The 15919-nt window shown below is 43.7% G+C and carries 13 protein-coding genes; 5 read left to right on the top strand and 8 right to left on the bottom strand.

Going from position 1 to position 15919, the window contains the following annotated elements; translation table 11 throughout:
- Positions 1–74 precede the first annotated feature (74 nt).
- A complete protein-coding gene (locus QNI29_RS18230; RefSeq protein WP_231419727.1) occupies positions 75–215 on the bottom strand; it encodes a hypothetical protein in 141 nt (46 codons plus the stop codon).
- 72 nt (positions 216–287) lie between these two features.
- Positions 288–764: a VanZ family protein gene (locus QNI29_RS18235; protein WP_231419728.1), complete on the bottom strand. Its 477-nt coding sequence runs from the start codon at positions 762–764 to the stop codon at positions 288–290.
- Positions 765–977: 213 nt separating this feature from the next.
- Here QNI29_RS18235 and galU point away from each other — a divergent pair, with 213 nt between their 5' ends.
- The 5 genes from galU to QNI29_RS18260 all read left to right on the top strand — a co-directional run bounded on the left by galU (position 978) and on the right by QNI29_RS18260 (position 9844).
- Positions 978–1859 (top strand): UTP--glucose-1-phosphate uridylyltransferase GalU, encoded by an 882-nt coding sequence (gene galU / locus QNI29_RS18240; protein ID WP_231419729.1) that lies wholly within the window; start codon positions 978–980, stop codon positions 1857–1859.
- 249 nt (positions 1860–2108) lie between these two features.
- Positions 2109–3524, top strand: a complete 1416-nt coding sequence (locus tag QNI29_RS18245) for an APC family permease (RefSeq protein ID WP_231419730.1) — start codon at positions 2109–2111, stop codon at positions 3522–3524.
- A gap of 204 nt (positions 3525–3728) precedes the next feature.
- On the top strand, positions 3729–4877 hold the full coding sequence (locus QNI29_RS18250; RefSeq protein ID WP_284526582.1) for an IS4 family transposase: 1149 nt from the start codon (positions 3729–3731) through the stop codon (positions 4875–4877).
- Positions 4878–5268: 391 nt separating this feature from the next.
- Positions 5269–7818 carry a glycoside hydrolase family 31 protein gene (locus QNI29_RS18255; protein WP_231417969.1) on the top strand — a complete coding sequence of 850 codons (2550 nt, stop codon included), beginning with the start codon at positions 5269–5271 and terminating at the stop codon, positions 7816–7818.
- A 232-nt stretch (positions 7819–8050) separates the two neighbouring features.
- A complete protein-coding gene (locus tag QNI29_RS18260) occupies positions 8051–9844 on the top strand; it encodes a glycoside hydrolase family 66 protein (RefSeq protein WP_231417968.1) in 1794 nt (597 codons plus the stop codon).
- A gap of 111 nt (positions 9845–9955) precedes the next feature.
- Here the strand turns inward: QNI29_RS18260 and QNI29_RS18265 are convergent, their stop codons facing one another.
- The 6 genes from QNI29_RS18265 to QNI29_RS18290 all read right to left on the bottom strand — a co-directional run bounded on the left by QNI29_RS18265 (position 9956) and on the right by QNI29_RS18290 (position 15869).
- Complete coding sequence (locus QNI29_RS18265) at positions 9956–10705, bottom strand: hypothetical protein (RefSeq protein WP_231417967.1); 750 nt, start codon at positions 10703–10705, stop codon at positions 9956–9958.
- A gap of 213 nt (positions 10706–10918) precedes the next feature.
- A complete protein-coding gene (locus QNI29_RS18270; RefSeq protein ID WP_231417966.1) occupies positions 10919–11521 on the bottom strand; it encodes a response regulator in 603 nt (200 codons plus the stop codon).
- The gene (locus QNI29_RS18275; protein ID WP_231417965.1) at positions 11505–12857 is read right to left on the bottom strand and encodes a sensor histidine kinase; all 1353 of its coding nucleotides are present in this window, start codon (positions 12855–12857) and stop codon (positions 11505–11507) included. Before QNI29_RS18275 ends, QNI29_RS18270 begins: the two co-directional genes overlap by 17 nt.
- Before the next feature lie 80 nt (positions 12858–12937).
- Positions 12938–13528 (bottom strand): DUF6305 family protein, encoded by a 591-nt coding sequence (locus QNI29_RS18280; protein ID WP_231417964.1) that lies wholly within the window; start codon positions 13526–13528, stop codon positions 12938–12940.
- A 413-nt stretch (positions 13529–13941) separates the two neighbouring features.
- The gene (locus tag QNI29_RS18285) at positions 13942–14847 is read right to left on the bottom strand and encodes an ABC transporter permease (RefSeq protein WP_231417963.1); all 906 of its coding nucleotides are present in this window, start codon (positions 14845–14847) and stop codon (positions 13942–13944) included.
- A gap of 17 nt (positions 14848–14864) precedes the next feature.
- Positions 14865–15869, bottom strand: coding sequence for an ABC transporter permease (locus tag QNI29_RS18290; RefSeq protein WP_231417962.1), 1005 nt, complete (start codon positions 15867–15869; stop codon positions 14865–14867).
- Positions 15870–15919: the final 50 nt, after the last annotated feature.

The raw sequence follows: 15919 nt of genomic DNA on the forward strand, positions 1-15919 counted from the left end.
TCTGTTACAGAAGACGTGTAATTTCTCCAAATCATGAGCTTGTCCGACCAAAAAATGTGAAGCAATATGACATTTTACCGCTTATCTTGTAAGGTTGTAATTTCCTTGATGAGTTTCTTTATTAATTGATCTGTATTTGAAATGGATGCTCTCTCTGTATCATCTATAATATTTTGCAATATATTTCGTAAATGGTCCTGATTTAGTGAATCCATACCTAACCACCTCTTTTTACATCATACGCATGGTCCCTTTGATTGACACAGAAGCCCTTCGCCTTTTGAAAATTAGGCTTGCCTCTTCATCCTGATCCGCAACCACAGAATGACACAGGCAATCAGAGCACCTGCTGTGTCGAGCATGACATCTCCAACGTATGGTGTTCGGTTTGGGGTGAAACCCTGATGGACCTCGTCTATGACCGCATACAAAAAGGTGAAGAGGATGCTTAAGAGCATGCTTCTTCCCCATTTAAGGGAAGTCGACCTCAGAAGAGCCACATAAAAGAACATACATAATAGGAGAAACACGGTCACGTGCGCGCCCTTACGAATAAAGAATTCAATCAAGCCATTCACACCAAGCGCCTCCACACTAACCTCTGAATGGTGATACGCAAATTGAATCCAATCAAGCACCGGTGCTAAAAAAGATAAATCCAACACATCACTCATAAACGGCTTTATATCCTGCTCCTCATATGGAGTCGAAGACGAATAAAAAATAACCCCCATCCACAAAATCGGCAATAACCAAAACCTCACAACCAACACCTCCCTCACCGCCCATCTTACCACACCACCGCAATAAAGCGTGTCAGACACCCTGCTACGCTCTAAAGCAGTGAAGGGTGTCTGACACATGGTTGCTCTTTAAAGCACTAAAGGGTGTCTGGCACGTGGGTGGAGTGGATTTTTGGGGGTGGCTGGGATTATAATGGGAGTAGGTATGAAAATGGTGAAGGGTTGTGATGTGGTTTGGCGATTAAGAAGGCGATTATTCCAGCAGCTGGGTTAGGGACAAGGTTTTTGCCGGCTACAAAGGCGATGCCTAAAGAGATGCTTCCGATTGTTGATAAACCAACGATTCAGTACATTGTTGAGGAAGCCATTGATTCTGGTATTGAGGATATCATCATCGTTACCGGTAAAGGGAAACGAGCAATTGAAGATCACTTTGATCACGCTCCGGAACTTGAGGATAACCTCATGAAGAAAGAGAAATTTGATCTTTTAGAAAAGGTCAAGCAATCATCGAAAGTTGAAATTCATTATATTCGCCAGAAGGAACCGATGGGACTGGGCCATGCGATTTGGTGTGCCCGTAAATTTATTGGGGACGAGCCTTTTGCCGTCCTATTAGGTGATGATATTGTCCGCGCTGATACTCCTTGCTTAAAACAGCTCATTCAACAATATGAAGAAACGAGAACATCGGTCGTGGGCGTGCAACGGGTTCCTGATGAAGAAACGCACCGATACGGGATTATTGATCCAGATCACCACGGCGGAGATCGGTATCACGTTCGTTCATTTATTGAGAAGCCTGAACAAGGACAGGCTCCTTCGAATTTAGCGATTATCGGTCGGTACATTCTCACTCCTGAGATTATGATGTTTTTAGATCAGCAGGAAATTGGGGCTGGCGGTGAAATTCAGCTTACCGATGCCATCCAAAAGTTAAACGAAATTCAACGGGTCTTTGCGTATGAATTTAATGGTCGGCGGTATGACGTTGGGGAGAAGCTTGGATTTATTGAGACTACGATCGAGCTTGCTCTAGAAAGAGAAGAACTTCGTGATGAACTTTTATCTTTTATAGATCAAACGCTTGAGCGTTATAAACAAGATTACTATTAAACGATTGTGCCGGGGCTCCCCCGGTTTTTCTTTTGTTATAAAATAACTTTCCCGCTATTTTTGAATTGAAAAAGGGACGTTAATTGTAAATATTTTAGTTTATTTAAGAAAAAACTAGGTTAAAGGTAGGGGAGGGACTTATACTGAATGTATTTCGTGCAGAAGAGCCTATACAACGATTGACACACTTCGGAATAATTCGAGTATAATATTAAGCACGCTATTTTATTAGGAGGCTTTTATTTAAAAATGGGACAACCACAGAGGAAGAAATTAGAGAAAACCTTAAAGCCCCACTGGGTCTGGGCAATTGCATTTGGTTCCGCCGTTGGGTGGGGTGCCTTTGTACTACCAACAGATTGGCTGCAAGGAAATGGACCGTTAGCTGTAGTCATCGGTTTCTTATTAGGGGCCGTATTGATGACAGTCATCGGTGTAAGTTACGGATTCCTCATTAAACAATTCCCTGTATCAGGGGGAGAATTTGCTTATGCTTACATTGGTTTTGGCAGAACACACGCTTTCGTCGCCGGTTGGTTTTTAACGCTTGGTTACATATGTACTGTTGCTTTAAACTCCTCCGCTCTTGCCTTACTAGGTAAGTTCTTATTCCCGAGTGTTGTAAAGGTCGTTCCCCTTTATACGATTGCAGGCTGGGACGTTTACCTCGGTGAAGTTATCATATCTACCGTTACGCTTATTGTATTTGCATTCTTAAATATCCGAGGAGCCAGTTTTTCTGGACGTTCTCAATTTATCTTTACTATCATCTTATTAACAGGAGTTGTTTTATTAGCCATTGGAGCGATTGTCAGCGACCAGGCTACTACTTCAAATATGCAACCACTATTTGCCCCAGGCAAACCAGCGATTGCATCGATATTGGCCATCTTAGCGATTACTCCATGGGCCTATCTCGGATTTGACAATATACCGCAAGCGGCAGAGGAATTTGATTTCCCTCCGAATAAAGCATTTAAATTAATCGTTTATGCTTTACTTGCTGCTGGACTTGCGTATTCTGTTATGGTACTTACTGTTTCAAGTCTAGCCCCTTGGCAGGAGTTAGCAGGATCTGCTTCAGCTTGGGCTACAGGAGACGCCATCGACAGCTTATTTGGCCGTCTTGGAATATTCATTATTGCCGTCGCTTTAGTGATGGGTATTTTCACAGGACTAAACGGGTTCTACCTGTCATCAAGTCGCTTAATGTTTGCGATGGGACGCGCTCGCGTGCTTCCACAGGTATTCCATAAACTACACCCGAAATACAATACACCATATGTAGGAATTATGTTTACATCTGCTCTATGCTTAATCGCTCCATGGTTCGGACGCGAAGTGCTGTTATGGATCGTAGACATGTCATCTATTGGTGTAACGATTGCTTATTTCTATTGCTGTGCAACAGCGTTCAAAATGTCGAAATCTAAAGCGCAGAAGATTTTCGCAGGATTAGGAGTAATTAGTGCAGCTATCTTCTTCTTCCTACTGACACTATGGTTCCTAGACTCTTCCCTATCCCAGCCATCTTACATTGCGCTAGCGGTTTGGGCAGGACTTGGGCTTCTCTTCTATCTTGTAAAACAAAAAGAATACAACGCTATTCCACGAAAAGAACTGAACTACTTGATTACAGAAAAAGAAGAAATCCCAGGAAAATAAGCAAAACCCTAAAGCCCACCGTCTACTATGACGGCGGGCTTTTTAATATTCGCGCACTCTTGCTTTCACACAGTAAAGGGAGAACGCGTGTCAGACACACGGGTGTTGATTAACCAAATTATGTAAATAAAATTAGACAAAAAAAGTCACTCACTTTAAAATGTTTCTTACCACAGAAAACAAACAAAAAGTGAGTGACTTTATATGAACAAAATTAACACACCTATTCAAATTCTACAATCTATAATTCCTTCCAAAACCTTAGAGGATCGGTTAGCTCAAGAATATAATTTTGAGGAAAAAGCCAGGAAATTCTCCGCGATAGACCTTCTTCATTTCTATTTAGAAGCCGGCGTGAAGCGTTGGACTGGGTATCGTGAAGGATCCGAAACGCTAGTGGAACAGGGAAATTTTGAATCCCTGAATCACTCCACGATCTCTAAAAAAGCCCAAGAAGTCCCCTATGAATTCTTTAGAGATTTATTTCAAGAATTGCTTCAGCGATTAACGACATCCCAAAAGAAAAAATTCTTAAAAGACTATTCTCTGTTTGCGATCGACTCAACAACGATTACCTTCAGACACCAAACTAGGAGCTGGGCGAAATATCGAAAACATCTCTATGCGATTAAACTCCATACAGAATTTAATATCGATCAAAAAATGCCCACCCATGTCTTCGATACCACAGGAAAAGATAGTGATATCATGATGGCACCTTTGATCTTCTTACATAAGGATTTTCCAGCTATTCGAGTCGCTGATCGAGCCTACGGAGCTAAGGATCTTTTGGATCAACTGAGCTCAGAGGAAAAGCCGTTTGTCATTCGTCTCAAAGCCGGGATCAAACACGACGTTCAAAGTCACAATGAATTTGACTTTAATGAAGAGTGGCCTGTCGTAGCCGATTATAACGCCTTTTTAGGCGCAAAGAATACGCAAACTACGTATACCTATCGAATCGTTACGGTTCCAAGCGAAACGGGTGAACCGATCTATTTAGCTACAAATGTAATGGATTTAAAGGCTGAAAAGATTTCAGAGGTCTATAAAATGCGCTGGGAAATTGAACTATTCTTTCGGTGGATCAAACAAAACTTAGACATTCCAAACCCGTTTGGAATGTCTAAGAACAAGGTTTTAAGTCAAGTATATGCGACGCTAATCGCTTACCTGTTATTACGTTCCACCTTCAATGAAACGCAGCCTAAGTGGTCAACTTATACCAAACTTTCCTTCAAGGAATTCACTCGAAAATTTATCAAAAGCACTCTTCCAATAGAAGTTGGTATCGAAATTGGGTTGCTTCTCAAAAATTGGCGAAGTGTATCCAATTCAACTGGTAAAATATAGCTAATCAACACCCGTATGTCAGACACCCTTCACTACTCTAAAGCACCGCAGCGTGCCAGACACCCTGCGGTGCTTTAAAAGGCTGCAGGGTGTCTGGCACGCTTTATTTCGCTAAAGTGATGTATGATCTATTTCTTTGTCCCTAGTTTTTGTAAAGGGATGTTTACAGATAAGGCTTTGGGATGATTTTGAGAATTCATGGAATCGGACAAATTGATCTGTGCAATCGGTTCCACTACTGACGCATCAATCGACTAGTTCTTTTTTCACTAGTAAAACACCGACATCTCTTTGCTTGCAACCGACGTAAAACGCCCGTATATTAAGAGGGCAATCGATTGCACAAAACAACTACATCAAACAAATCTACTTTTATGAGGTGACAGATTCTATGTACAAACCATCTAAACGCCTGACCCGCTTATTAGCTACAACGGCAATGGCTGCGACGCTCTTCACTGCAGCTGCACCAAACGTTCTAGCCGTGACACAACCACATCCCGACCAAGAACTGAATCAAGAAAATGTGAAGAAGCAATTAGAAGTTCAATCTGTTAAGCAACTAGAAGACGGCGTAAAGCTAACCCTAACTGACCAGAAAGAAGCTTACATACGCTTATTCGCTGAAGACATGGCGAAGGTATCGATCCTAGAAGCTGGTGAAGAAGAGTACTTCTCAGAAGGAATCGCGAAGAAAGAATGGGACACGCCTTCTTTTGACTTTGAAAACGAAGGAAACGTTGTAACCCTTTCGACAGATGAAATTACAATAAAGATCAAAAAAGAACCATTCGGCGTTAAGTTCCTCGATAAAGAAGGAAACGTCATCAACGAAGATTACATGCAAAACGGCGCTGGTTATGATGGGGATAAGCCCTACGTTTACAAGAAGACGAACGAAGACGAAGCGTTCTACGGATTCGGTGAGCAAGCTGGTTTGAACGTGAACCAACGCGGTGAAAGCATTGGTATGTTCAACACAGACGCTTACGCTTATCAGCCAGACACGAAATACTTATACACATCTATCCCGTTCTTTATGGGGCTTAAAAATGAGAAAGCATACGGCATCTTCTTCGACAACGCCAACCGTTCTTATTTTGAAATGGCTTCTGAGAGCGATGATTATTACTATTTCTACGCAGATGATGGAAAGCTAACGTACTACTTCATGTACGGCCCTGAGATCCAAGACGTGTTGGATCGTTACACAGAGCTAACAGGTAAAATGGAGAAACCAGCAAAATGGACGCTTGGCCTTCATCAGAGTAAATGGGGTTACACAGCTGATGAAATCGAGAGCGTAGCCAAAACCTACCGTGATAAAGAAATTCCACTCGACACGATGCACTTTGACATCGACTATATGGATGAGTACCGCGTGTACACTTGGGCAGATGATTACGCAAGCGACGAGCTTCACAACTCACTAGATGATATGAACTTCCACAAGATTGCGATCAATGACCCAGCCGTTAAGAAAGATCCTGGCTACTACATGTATGACGAAGGTACGGCGAATGATTATTGGGCTAAAAATCCAGACGGCACGAATTTTGTCGGTGAGGTTTGGCCTGGAGACTCTGTCTTCCCTGACTTCTCAAAAGAAGAAGTGCGCGACTGGTGGGCAGACAACTCGAAAGTCCTTTATGATCAAGGCATCGACGGGGTTTGGAATGATATGAACGAACCAGCCGTATTCGACGGGCCATTCCACACAGCTCCACTTGATGTGACATTTGGAGAAGGAGACAATGAGCGCACACACGCGCAGTACCACAACCTTTACGGTCATGATGAAGCTGAAGCAACGTATGAAGGTGCGGTTCAACACAACCCTGAGGAACGTCCATTCGTCCTTACACGTGACATGTACGCAGGAACTCAGCGCTACGCTGCATTATGGACGGGCGACAACGTAAGTGAATGGGATCACCTGCAGATGTCGATTCCAATGAACGCAAACGTAGGTCTTTCTGGACAGCCATTCGTCGGGAATGACATTGGCGGTTTCGCTGGACGTCCGGATGCTGAGATGTACGCTCGTTGGATCGAAGTAGGCGCATTCCTACCGTTCTCCCGCGTTCACTATGATAGTGACTCGAAAGCTGCTGTAAAACAAGGTCAAGAACCTTGGGCATTCGGTCAAGAAGTGGAAGATATCAGTAAGAAATACATCGAAATGCGTTATAAACTAATGCCTTACTTGTACAACACATTCGTTGATGCTTCTGAAACAGGCTCTCCTGTTCAACAGCCACTTGTGTATCAATTCCAAGAGGATGAGAACACGTACGACATTAGTGATCAGTTCATGTTCGGTGAAGCAATGATGCTTGCTCCTGTCGTACAAGAAGGTCAAACAGAACGTGACGTTTACCTTCCTGAAGGTGAAACGTGGGTGGATTATTGGACAGGTAAAGAATATCAAGGCGGACAGACGGTTCATACAAAAGCAGAACTCGACCACCTACCTATTTATATGAAGAAAGACTCTGTCATCCCGACTCGCGAAGTTCAACAATACACAGACGAAAAACCACTTGAAAATCTTGTGCTTGATACGTACTTGTCTGAAGAAGCGAGCTATTCCTTCTATGAAGATGACGGCGCGACGATCGATTACAAAGACGGAGAGTTCAACATCACGAACTTTACTATGACGCGTAAAGGCAACCATATTGAGTTCACACAAGAGAAAGAAGCAACAGGTTATGACAGTGAACTTGATTCTTACACGCTTAAGCTAAACAACGAGAAAGCACCGAAGAAAGTTCAGGCTGCGAGATCAAAATACAGCGAGGTGTCTTCAGTAGAAGAAGTGAAAGCAGAACAAGAAACGTACTTCTATGACACGGAAACAAGCACCCTTTATGTAAACGTACCAGCTAACGAAGATAAAAACGTGAAAATTTTCGCTAGCAAAGGGAAACGAAAATAAAAATCATGAGCATCCCCTTCTTCACATTTTTTACAGATAAAATGAAACAGGTGCCCCCTTATCGAAGCACATTCACGCGAAATGTATAAGGATTGCCTGTACCACTCACATCTGAAAAATGGTAAAGTGTTATAGGGAGCATATCATGCTTATGTAAAAGCCATCTTAAGACTAACAGGCCTTCCTGTTAGTCTTTTTCTTTCAAAAAAATGCACACAAAGGAGGGATTGGGATGAAAAAGAAACTATACTTGCCGCTTATTTTTTTAGGTGTCCTTATCCTTTTACTTATTCCGGCAAGATTTCTATGGTCTGATGACGAGACCTTTGAGCCCCCTAATGAAAAATCTCCAATTACCGATGTAACCGTAGATCATGTTCAAACAGACTTAGCCAGGTATAAGCCCGGTGAAACGATTACGTTTGAAGCCGAACTCTCTAAAAAACCGACGAACAGTATCGATATGAAAATTACTTACTATCACTTAAACGACGTCGTTCATGAGAAAATTATGCAAGTCGATCAGCAGAACATCAGTTGGGATTGGACCGCTCCAAAGGAAGATTTTACAGGATATTATGTAGAAGTTAGCCCCCTTCATAACCAAAAAGGGTATGCAACCATTGGTGTGGACGTTTCCTCTACTTGGGTTCAGTTTCCTCGTTACGGATTCCTATCAGACTTTAAAGATAAACCTGAAGAGGAACAGCAAGCTGTCGTAGATCAGCTTAATCGTTACCATATTAATGGTGTTCAGTTTTATGACTGGCACGATGAGCATCACCAGCCACTTAAAGAAGAGAACGGGAAACCTCTCTCCTCCTGGTCGAACATCGCAAATCAACCTGTCTCCTACGAAACCGTTCAATCCTATATTGATAAGGTTCACAACAAGAAGATGACCGCCATGTCCTATAACTTGTTGAACGGAGCTCTTTCTGAATCTGAAGAAGATGGGGTGAAAGAAGAATGGCGCCTCTATAAAGATGAAGAACAAGAAGAGTATGACGTTCATTCTCTACCTGATGATTGGAAAAGCGATATTTACCTAACAAATCCGGCAAACGGAAGCTGGCAGAATTACATTTTCAACAAGCAACAAACGGTATTCGATCACTTAACGTTTGATGGGTGGCACATGGACCAACTTGGCGATCGTGGCGATGTATTTGATTACAACGGTGATCCTGTGGCGCTTGATAAGACGTTTAAGAGCTTTATCAAAAATGCAGACGATACGTTTGAGGATAAACAACTCGTTATGAATGCAGTTAATCAATACGGTCAGGAACAAATCGCTGATTCACCTGTATCATTCTTGTATACAGAGGTGTGGAATCCATTCAAATCCTACGCTGAGTTAAATTCGATTTTAAAAGAAAACGGGAAGCTCTCAGAAGGAAAGAAAGCTTCCGTCTTAGCCGCCTATATGAACTACGACAAATCGGACCAAGAAGGAACCTTCAACACACCAGGAGTTCTTTACACAGACGCACTGATCTTCGCACAAGGCGGAGCGCACTTAGAACTTGGCGAACATATGCTTTCAAAGGAATACTTCCCTCATAACAAGCTAGACATGACGGAAGATCTTCAGCAAAAAATGGTCAACTACTACGACTTTATGGTCGGATACGAGAACGTTCTGCGCGATAAGGTAACGTCTGCTCCACTCGAGATTACAACCGAGAACTGGGTTCGCTTAACTTCAGAGCCTGAAAAAGGACAAATTTACACATTTGCTAAGAAGCAAGAGAACCGAAAAATCGTCCACTTCTTAAATTATTTCGACGCCACTCATATGAACTGGCGCGATACAAATGGCACGCAAACAGAACCTTCTATGAAAGGGGATCTGTCCGTGACCATTCAAGAAGAAAAAGAAGTCGACAACGTATGGATTGCCTCTCCAGACTGGAACAAAGGCCTTCCAACCAAACTTAACTTCACCCAAGAAGGAAGCGACCTCACCCTCACCATCCCCAAAATCAAATACTGGGACATGGTCGTCCTCGAATACAAATAACCGCTTTAAAGCACTAGACGGTGCCAGACACCCGTTCATCCTTTACAGCGGTAACGCACAAAACGGTGTCTGACACCCTTTAGTAAGCTAAAGAGTGTCAGGCACCGTTTTTTATAAGCTTTGCTTGAATGTCGGAATGGAATCAAGGGAAGGACCTTGTTCGATTTTCAGCGGTTTCAGCAAATTGTCCATACCAATTTCATCCCGGAGAGTAAGTAGTTCTGCTAAGGAAAGGTTCGTATCCATTTGCTTAGTTATATCCGTAGCAAGTTGTTTTAAAGAAAGCAGCGTTAAGAAAGACATGTGCGTCATATTACTAACCATCCCCCCAATATCCACGTTTTCCGGATTTTCTAGGGAGACTCCTTCCTCTGTCATGTTCTCCATGACTTCTTGTACGGCTGGGTTTTCCATCGTTTGTTCCATCATCTTCTTCATCGTTTTCTGATCGACACGCACATAGTAATCCATTTGTTTCCCCAGCTGTTGTTCAAAGGATTGCAGCATCTTCTCTGTAGAGGAACCCGCAGCCACTTCCTCTATGTTCGATACGAAAACGGTATGCTGATTCGGTTCATACGATAAGAGCGAAACGTTTGCTTTCTCGTCATTTACATCCTGAATCACCACGATCGACAAAGCACTTGAATCCACACCCGGGTCTTCTTCTAAATCAAGGGGACTGACCTGAGGAAAGTCATGGCTATACGAACGAGTTTGACCCTCTCCTGCCTCTTCTTCAACAATCCCATCATCCCCCTCTGTAGAAGAACGGGACCAGAAATCTTCATTGATCATCAAACCAGCCAAAAACACTAAAATCGCCAGACTAAACAAGGACCTCCCAAATCGCGGCCTCATACACATCGATCCTTTACCTTTTTACCCACCATTCTAGCCAAACTCCCACTCACTCATACCCTGGTATATCTACCTTTACTGCGGTGCTGTAATGCAGCGTGTCTGACACCCTTCAGTGCTCTACTGCAATGACGCGTGTCTGACACCCTTCACTGCTGTACAACAAGAAAGAGGGGCAGGTATAAGGAATCTTCCCTATACCTGCCCCTCTTTTTAGAGTAGGGTGTATTTGTTTTTTGGGCGGCCTTTTGAGCCGTAGTGGGATTGGATTTCGACGTCTCCCATTTCGACGAGATAGTTCAAATAACGGTGTACGGTTTGATAGGAGACGGGAAGATTTTTCTGGATTTCATTAATGGTTTGCGGTTCTGTCTGCTCATATAAGTAAGCCTTCACCTGGCGTAGTGTGTCTTCGTTGATGCCTTTTTCAATGAAAGCTGTTTGACCCTCGTCCTGCAGCTTCGCCATTTTTAAATTTAACTTAATGCGCGATAACAGATCAGCCGCTTTAATCGGTTTTAAGGCAAAATCATTCGCCCCTTCTTTTGTGAACGCCTCGGCTAATTCAAAGCGCTCATCCACCGTTAAGACGATAATCGGGACATGAGGATCTTTTTTACGGATAGCTTTTACCGTTTGAAGTCCGTCCCACTCCGGCATGTGGAAATCGACCAATACGAGCTGATGACGTCCAGATTGAAACTGCTCGGCGCCTTCTTTTCCGTTCACCGCAGTTTCAGCCTGCCACCCACCGAAATCACAGATCTCTTGTACCGTAAAACGTATATCTTCATTATCATCAATGACTAAAATCATAAGCTTCCTCCTCTACATAAACAGGTAAATAAACCGTTACAGACGTCTCCACATACGGTGTACTCTTCATATCAATCGTGCCTCCATGCTGATCAACAACGCTCTTCACAAACGGCAAACCAATTCCTGATGAACGCTTCGTACTGAACCCCTCTTCCCAGATCTCCTCTAATAAGCTAGGGTCTACGCCAGGACCATCATCTTTAATAGAAAAAGCGACCCCCTCAGCATAAGAATAGGCTTGTACCTTAAGCGTGCCTCCCGTTTCTCGTAACGACCGTAGTGCATTCTCGACCATATTCGAAAGGGCCCGGGAGAAGCGGATCTTATTCACCTCGATCATCGGAAGGTCTTCCTCCACTTTTACTGAAACCGTAATGGAATCGTCATCAATGGAAAGATGACTCCTCACGTATTGTATGACCTCCATGACCTCCATCTCCCGCTTCGTCTCCTCATAGAGAATCTCAGAAACCATATCTTTCATCTTGTTCACCGATCCATAAATCCGGTCAAAATATCCGTCCACTTTCTTATCCTCATTTTTTAATTCAATTAAGGACACAAGCCCCTCAACTGTCACAAGAGGCGTCTTCATATCGTGCACTAACGAATGAATCTCTTTATATACATTCGTCTCAAACAGTTCACCACGCGCCTCCTGTAGCTCTTCTGTTTGTTTTTGATACTTCCTTGTAATCGTCACTTGCTTGCTAAATAAGTGAAGAATCGTCGTGACAATGACTGCGATTAAAAAAAAGCCAGCAAATAGAATAATGGAAATCGTGCTAAACAACGTATTATCCGTTAAATATTCGTCAGCAAGCTTAATACTCACCGCAAAATCATCCGTACCAATACCAAAGACCGTAAGCCCTGGGACCATGTTTAACCACTGAACCGCAAAGAATAAAAATAAGATAATGACACTAAACATGCTATAAAAATATCGCTGCTCAGGAATAAAGTTATGTAAAAATAATAGAATCGCAAGCAATCCTAAATGGATCGAGTAAGAGTAATGTTCATGGTGAATCACGTTAAAGATATAAACGCTCCCCATAACAAGAAAAACAAGAAGCCCTTGATAGAATAGCGATCTGCGATTTTTAGAAACGGCATACGAAATAAACATACTCCCAATATAAATACAGTAAAAAATTAAGAAATACCAAAAAGCATAGGATAAAGCAGTTACCAAAAGGCTTCCACTATCGCTCATCGTTAAGCTCTTCTCAATGTTCTCATAAATCCACGCTGTCCACTCATGCGTAAAGCCAGGAAATGAAATACCCAACAGCAACAACACACATCCAGCCAATAAGTACCCAATCATCTCCTCACCTCCTTTATCACTTCACCGTACGAAACGGTGCCAGACACCAATCAATCCTTTACAGCATTAAAGCGCCCCGCTTATCGGAAGGCCAGGTTGAAGGGGGTTTTGGTGTCTTCGATGCCTTCTACAAGGGTGATGGGGACGGAATGTTGTTTGGCTTGTTCTAGCAAGGTTTCGTTGTATTCCAGGTCTTGGATGCCTATGATGTAATCCGCATGAGGGATAGAAGCTTGGTACAAGTCCCAAGTGTAAGGGTCTTCCCTTGAAGCTCCGCTTAGCTGAACAACAATAATAGGCGTATCCCTTGCTTCCGCTTCATCATACAATTGCTCAACACGTTCCTTCTCTTCCTCATAAGAACGGTAGGTTTGGCGCACACCGTGGGGGCTATAGCCGACTACAACAACAACGGTTTTGTATTCATATAAATCTGTAGCCAATGCCCGAGGACGATAGTCTCCATCTAAATTCAATTCATCTGCTATGTAAGAGAAGACTTTTCCTTCAATGGCTTGCCCCGCTGATGTAATAAGGATCGGTTCTTTTCCAACCGGAGCAGGAAGGTTCGGCCAGGTGTTCCAGTTCTCTTCAGAACTATCTTGATAACGAATCAAGACCAACAAACCACAAGCCACAATGAGTGCCAGGACGATAGAGTATTTTTTCATTGGATCCCTCCCTATTCTATTATGTTTCTTTCACTCAAGGAAAACATGTCATATAAGTAAATCTAACCCTGGGCCGTTATTTAAATTTTCGATAAGGGGTGGCTGGGGAACGGGGAGACTCCTGCGGGAGAAAGAGGTCGAAGAGACCCCGGAGGGCGGTTTCCCCGAGGAGGCTTTTAAAAAAGTGTGAAGTTCGACTAAGACCGTCACGTCCTGTGACAACGTCGAACGACCCCACCTCGTGTGAGGCCGCGGAAAGCGAGTCGTTCCCCAGCCACCCCTATCTCCCATTATACGCAAACGGCCCTTATCTCTAATTAAGCCAATTAAAAAAAGGATAAAGTTCGCCAAACTTTATCCTAAAGTGTACATGATTCCATGTGCTTAATAAATATATTTTTTGAAATTTGACACTATTGCCTCAGTCTTGGATCAAGAGCATCGCGAAGTCCGTCGCCAAGGAGGTTGAACCCTAATACAACAAGGAGAATCGCAAGGCCTGGGAACATGACAACCCACGGGGCCGTTTGTAAGGCGTCGACTCCTGCTTTAAGCATAGCTCCCCACTCTGGCGTTGCCCCTTGAGCTCCAAGTCCAAGGAAGCTAAGACCGGCTGCATCTAAGATTGCCGTACCAATACTGAGTGTCGTTTGAACGATAATCGGTGCCATACAGTTGGGTAAAACATGCCGGAAAAGGATGCGTCCATTTTTCACACCTGTCGCCCTGGCGGCTTCGACGAATTCTTTTTCCTTCACGGATAGCACCGTCGACCGCACAATCCGCGCAAATTGCGGAACCCCCACGATCCCGACGGCAATCATAGCGTTTGTCAGGCTACGTCCAAGTACAGCCACCATCGCAATGGCAAGAAGGATACTCGGAAAGGCCATTAGGATATCAATAAATCGCATCACGACCATATCAACCCAGCGCCCAAGATAACCAGAGATTCCTCCAAGAAGAATGCCGACAACGGCTGAGATTCCGACGGCTACAACACCAATCTGAATCGAAATTCGCGCACCATATGCAATACGACTGAAGATATCACGGCCAAGAGCATCGGTCCCTAACCAGTGCTCACCAGAAGGCGGCTGATAGCGATCGATAACACTCCCGTCATCAATCGGATGGTAAGGGGCAATCAAGGGAGCAAATACAGCAATCACGACAAGCAATGTAATAATGACTAACCCGAGCAACGACGTTTTGCTTTTTACAATACGCGATAACGCATCTTTCCATAAACTTACTTCTTTCGGGTCAGACTGTTCCGATCGAACTTCTTCTTCCGATTGCACTTCTGCTACTGGCATAAGAGTCACATCCTTTCTTAATCAAATGAGATCCTCGGATCGATGTATTTGTACAGAATATCGGTCAGGAGGTTTACGAACACGAACATAATCGCAATGACGAGAATGGTTCCTTGCACGACCGGATAGTCACGTCCAAGAATCGACTGCAATACGTAACGGCCGACTCCAGGCCAGGAGAAGATAGTTTCTGTTAATACGGCTCCGCCTAGTAGAAAACCAAACTGCAAACCAATTACCGTCAGGACAGGAAGGAAGGCATTTTTTAAAGCATGTTGGAAGACAACAAGGTAACTCGCTAATCCCTTAGCATCCGCTGTACGTATGTAATCCTGGTTCATGACTTCAAGCATACTTGAACGGGTCATACGGGCAATAATCGCCATCGGAATCGTCCCAAGCGCAATGCCTGGCATTAACAAATGGACAAATGCATCACCAAATGCAGCCCAGTTCCATGTCAAAATGCTATCGATTAAAAAGAAATTCGTAATCGTCTCAAGCTCCGTCCCAGTCGAAAGACGACCAGAAGCCGGTAGCCACTGCAGTTTAACGGAGAATAACCAGATCATCATAAGTCCAAGCCAGAAGATCGGAATAGATACACCGAGCAAGGCCCCCGTCATACTCACATTGTCAAACCAAGAATACTGTTTAACAGCCGCAATCACGCCGGCTAAAACGCCAATGACAGTAGCAAGGAGCATAGCGAACAGGCTCAATTCAACTGTTGCTGGCAAGCGATTCTCTAACTCGTCCGCTACAGCCTCTTTTGACTTTACAGACGTACCAAGATCTCCTGTGGCCAGATCCCCAAGAAAGCTTCCATACTGAGCGATGTACGGGTCATCTAACCGTAGTTCTTGACGAAGCTGCATGAGTTGCTCTTCGTTCGCCTTGCTTCCTAGCATACTTCGCGCTGGATCCCCCGGTATTAAATGAATGAGTGAAAACGCCAGGATCGAGACGCCAAGTAAAACAGGAATCGTCATCAACAATCTTCGAACGATATAACTTACCATCCTACATCCCTCCCTTTCTTCTTTTCTAGTAAAAGGTGCCTGCCCTCCAC

It is taken from the genome of Pontibacillus chungwhensis (assembly GCF_030166655.1).
Lineage (GTDB): Bacteria > Bacillota > Bacilli > Bacillales > BH030062 > Pontibacillus.

Excerpts from the sequence above, each read along its gene's own strand:
- QNI29_RS18265 (WP_231417967.1), bottom strand. The coding sequence starts at position 10,705 with ATGAGGCCGCGATTTGGGAGGTCCTTGTTTAGTCTGGCGATTTTAGTG.
- QNI29_RS18245 (WP_231419730.1), top strand. The coding sequence starts at position 2,109 with ATGGGACAACCACAGAGGAAGAAATTAGAGAAAACCTTAAAGCCCCAC.
- QNI29_RS18255 (WP_231417969.1), top strand. The coding sequence starts at position 5,269 with ATGTACAAACCATCTAAACGCCTGACCCGCTTATTAGCTACAACGGCA.
- QNI29_RS18280 (WP_231417964.1), bottom strand. The coding sequence starts at position 13,528 with ATGAAAAAATACTCTATCGTCCTGGCACTCATTGTGGCTTGTGGTTTG.
- QNI29_RS18285 (WP_231417963.1), bottom strand. The coding sequence starts at position 14,847 with ATGCCAGTAGCAGAAGTGCAATCGGAAGAAGAAGTTCGATCGGAACAG.
- QNI29_RS18230 (WP_231419727.1), bottom strand. The coding sequence starts at position 215 with ATGGATTCACTAAATCAGGACCATTTACGAAATATATTGCAAAATATT.
- QNI29_RS18260 (WP_231417968.1), top strand. The coding sequence starts at position 8,051 with ATGAAAAAGAAACTATACTTGCCGCTTATTTTTTTAGGTGTCCTTATC.
- QNI29_RS18250 (WP_284526582.1), top strand. The coding sequence starts at position 3,729 with ATGAACAAAATTAACACACCTATTCAAATTCTACAATCTATAATTCCT.
- QNI29_RS18290 (WP_231417962.1), bottom strand. The coding sequence starts at position 15,869 with ATGGTAAGTTATATCGTTCGAAGATTGTTGATGACGATTCCTGTTTTA.
- QNI29_RS18275 (WP_231417965.1), bottom strand. The coding sequence starts at position 12,857 with ATGATTGGGTACTTATTGGCTGGATGTGTGTTGTTGCTGTTGGGTATT.
- QNI29_RS18270 (WP_231417966.1), bottom strand. The coding sequence starts at position 11,521 with ATGATTTTAGTCATTGATGATAATGAAGATATACGTTTTACGGTACAA.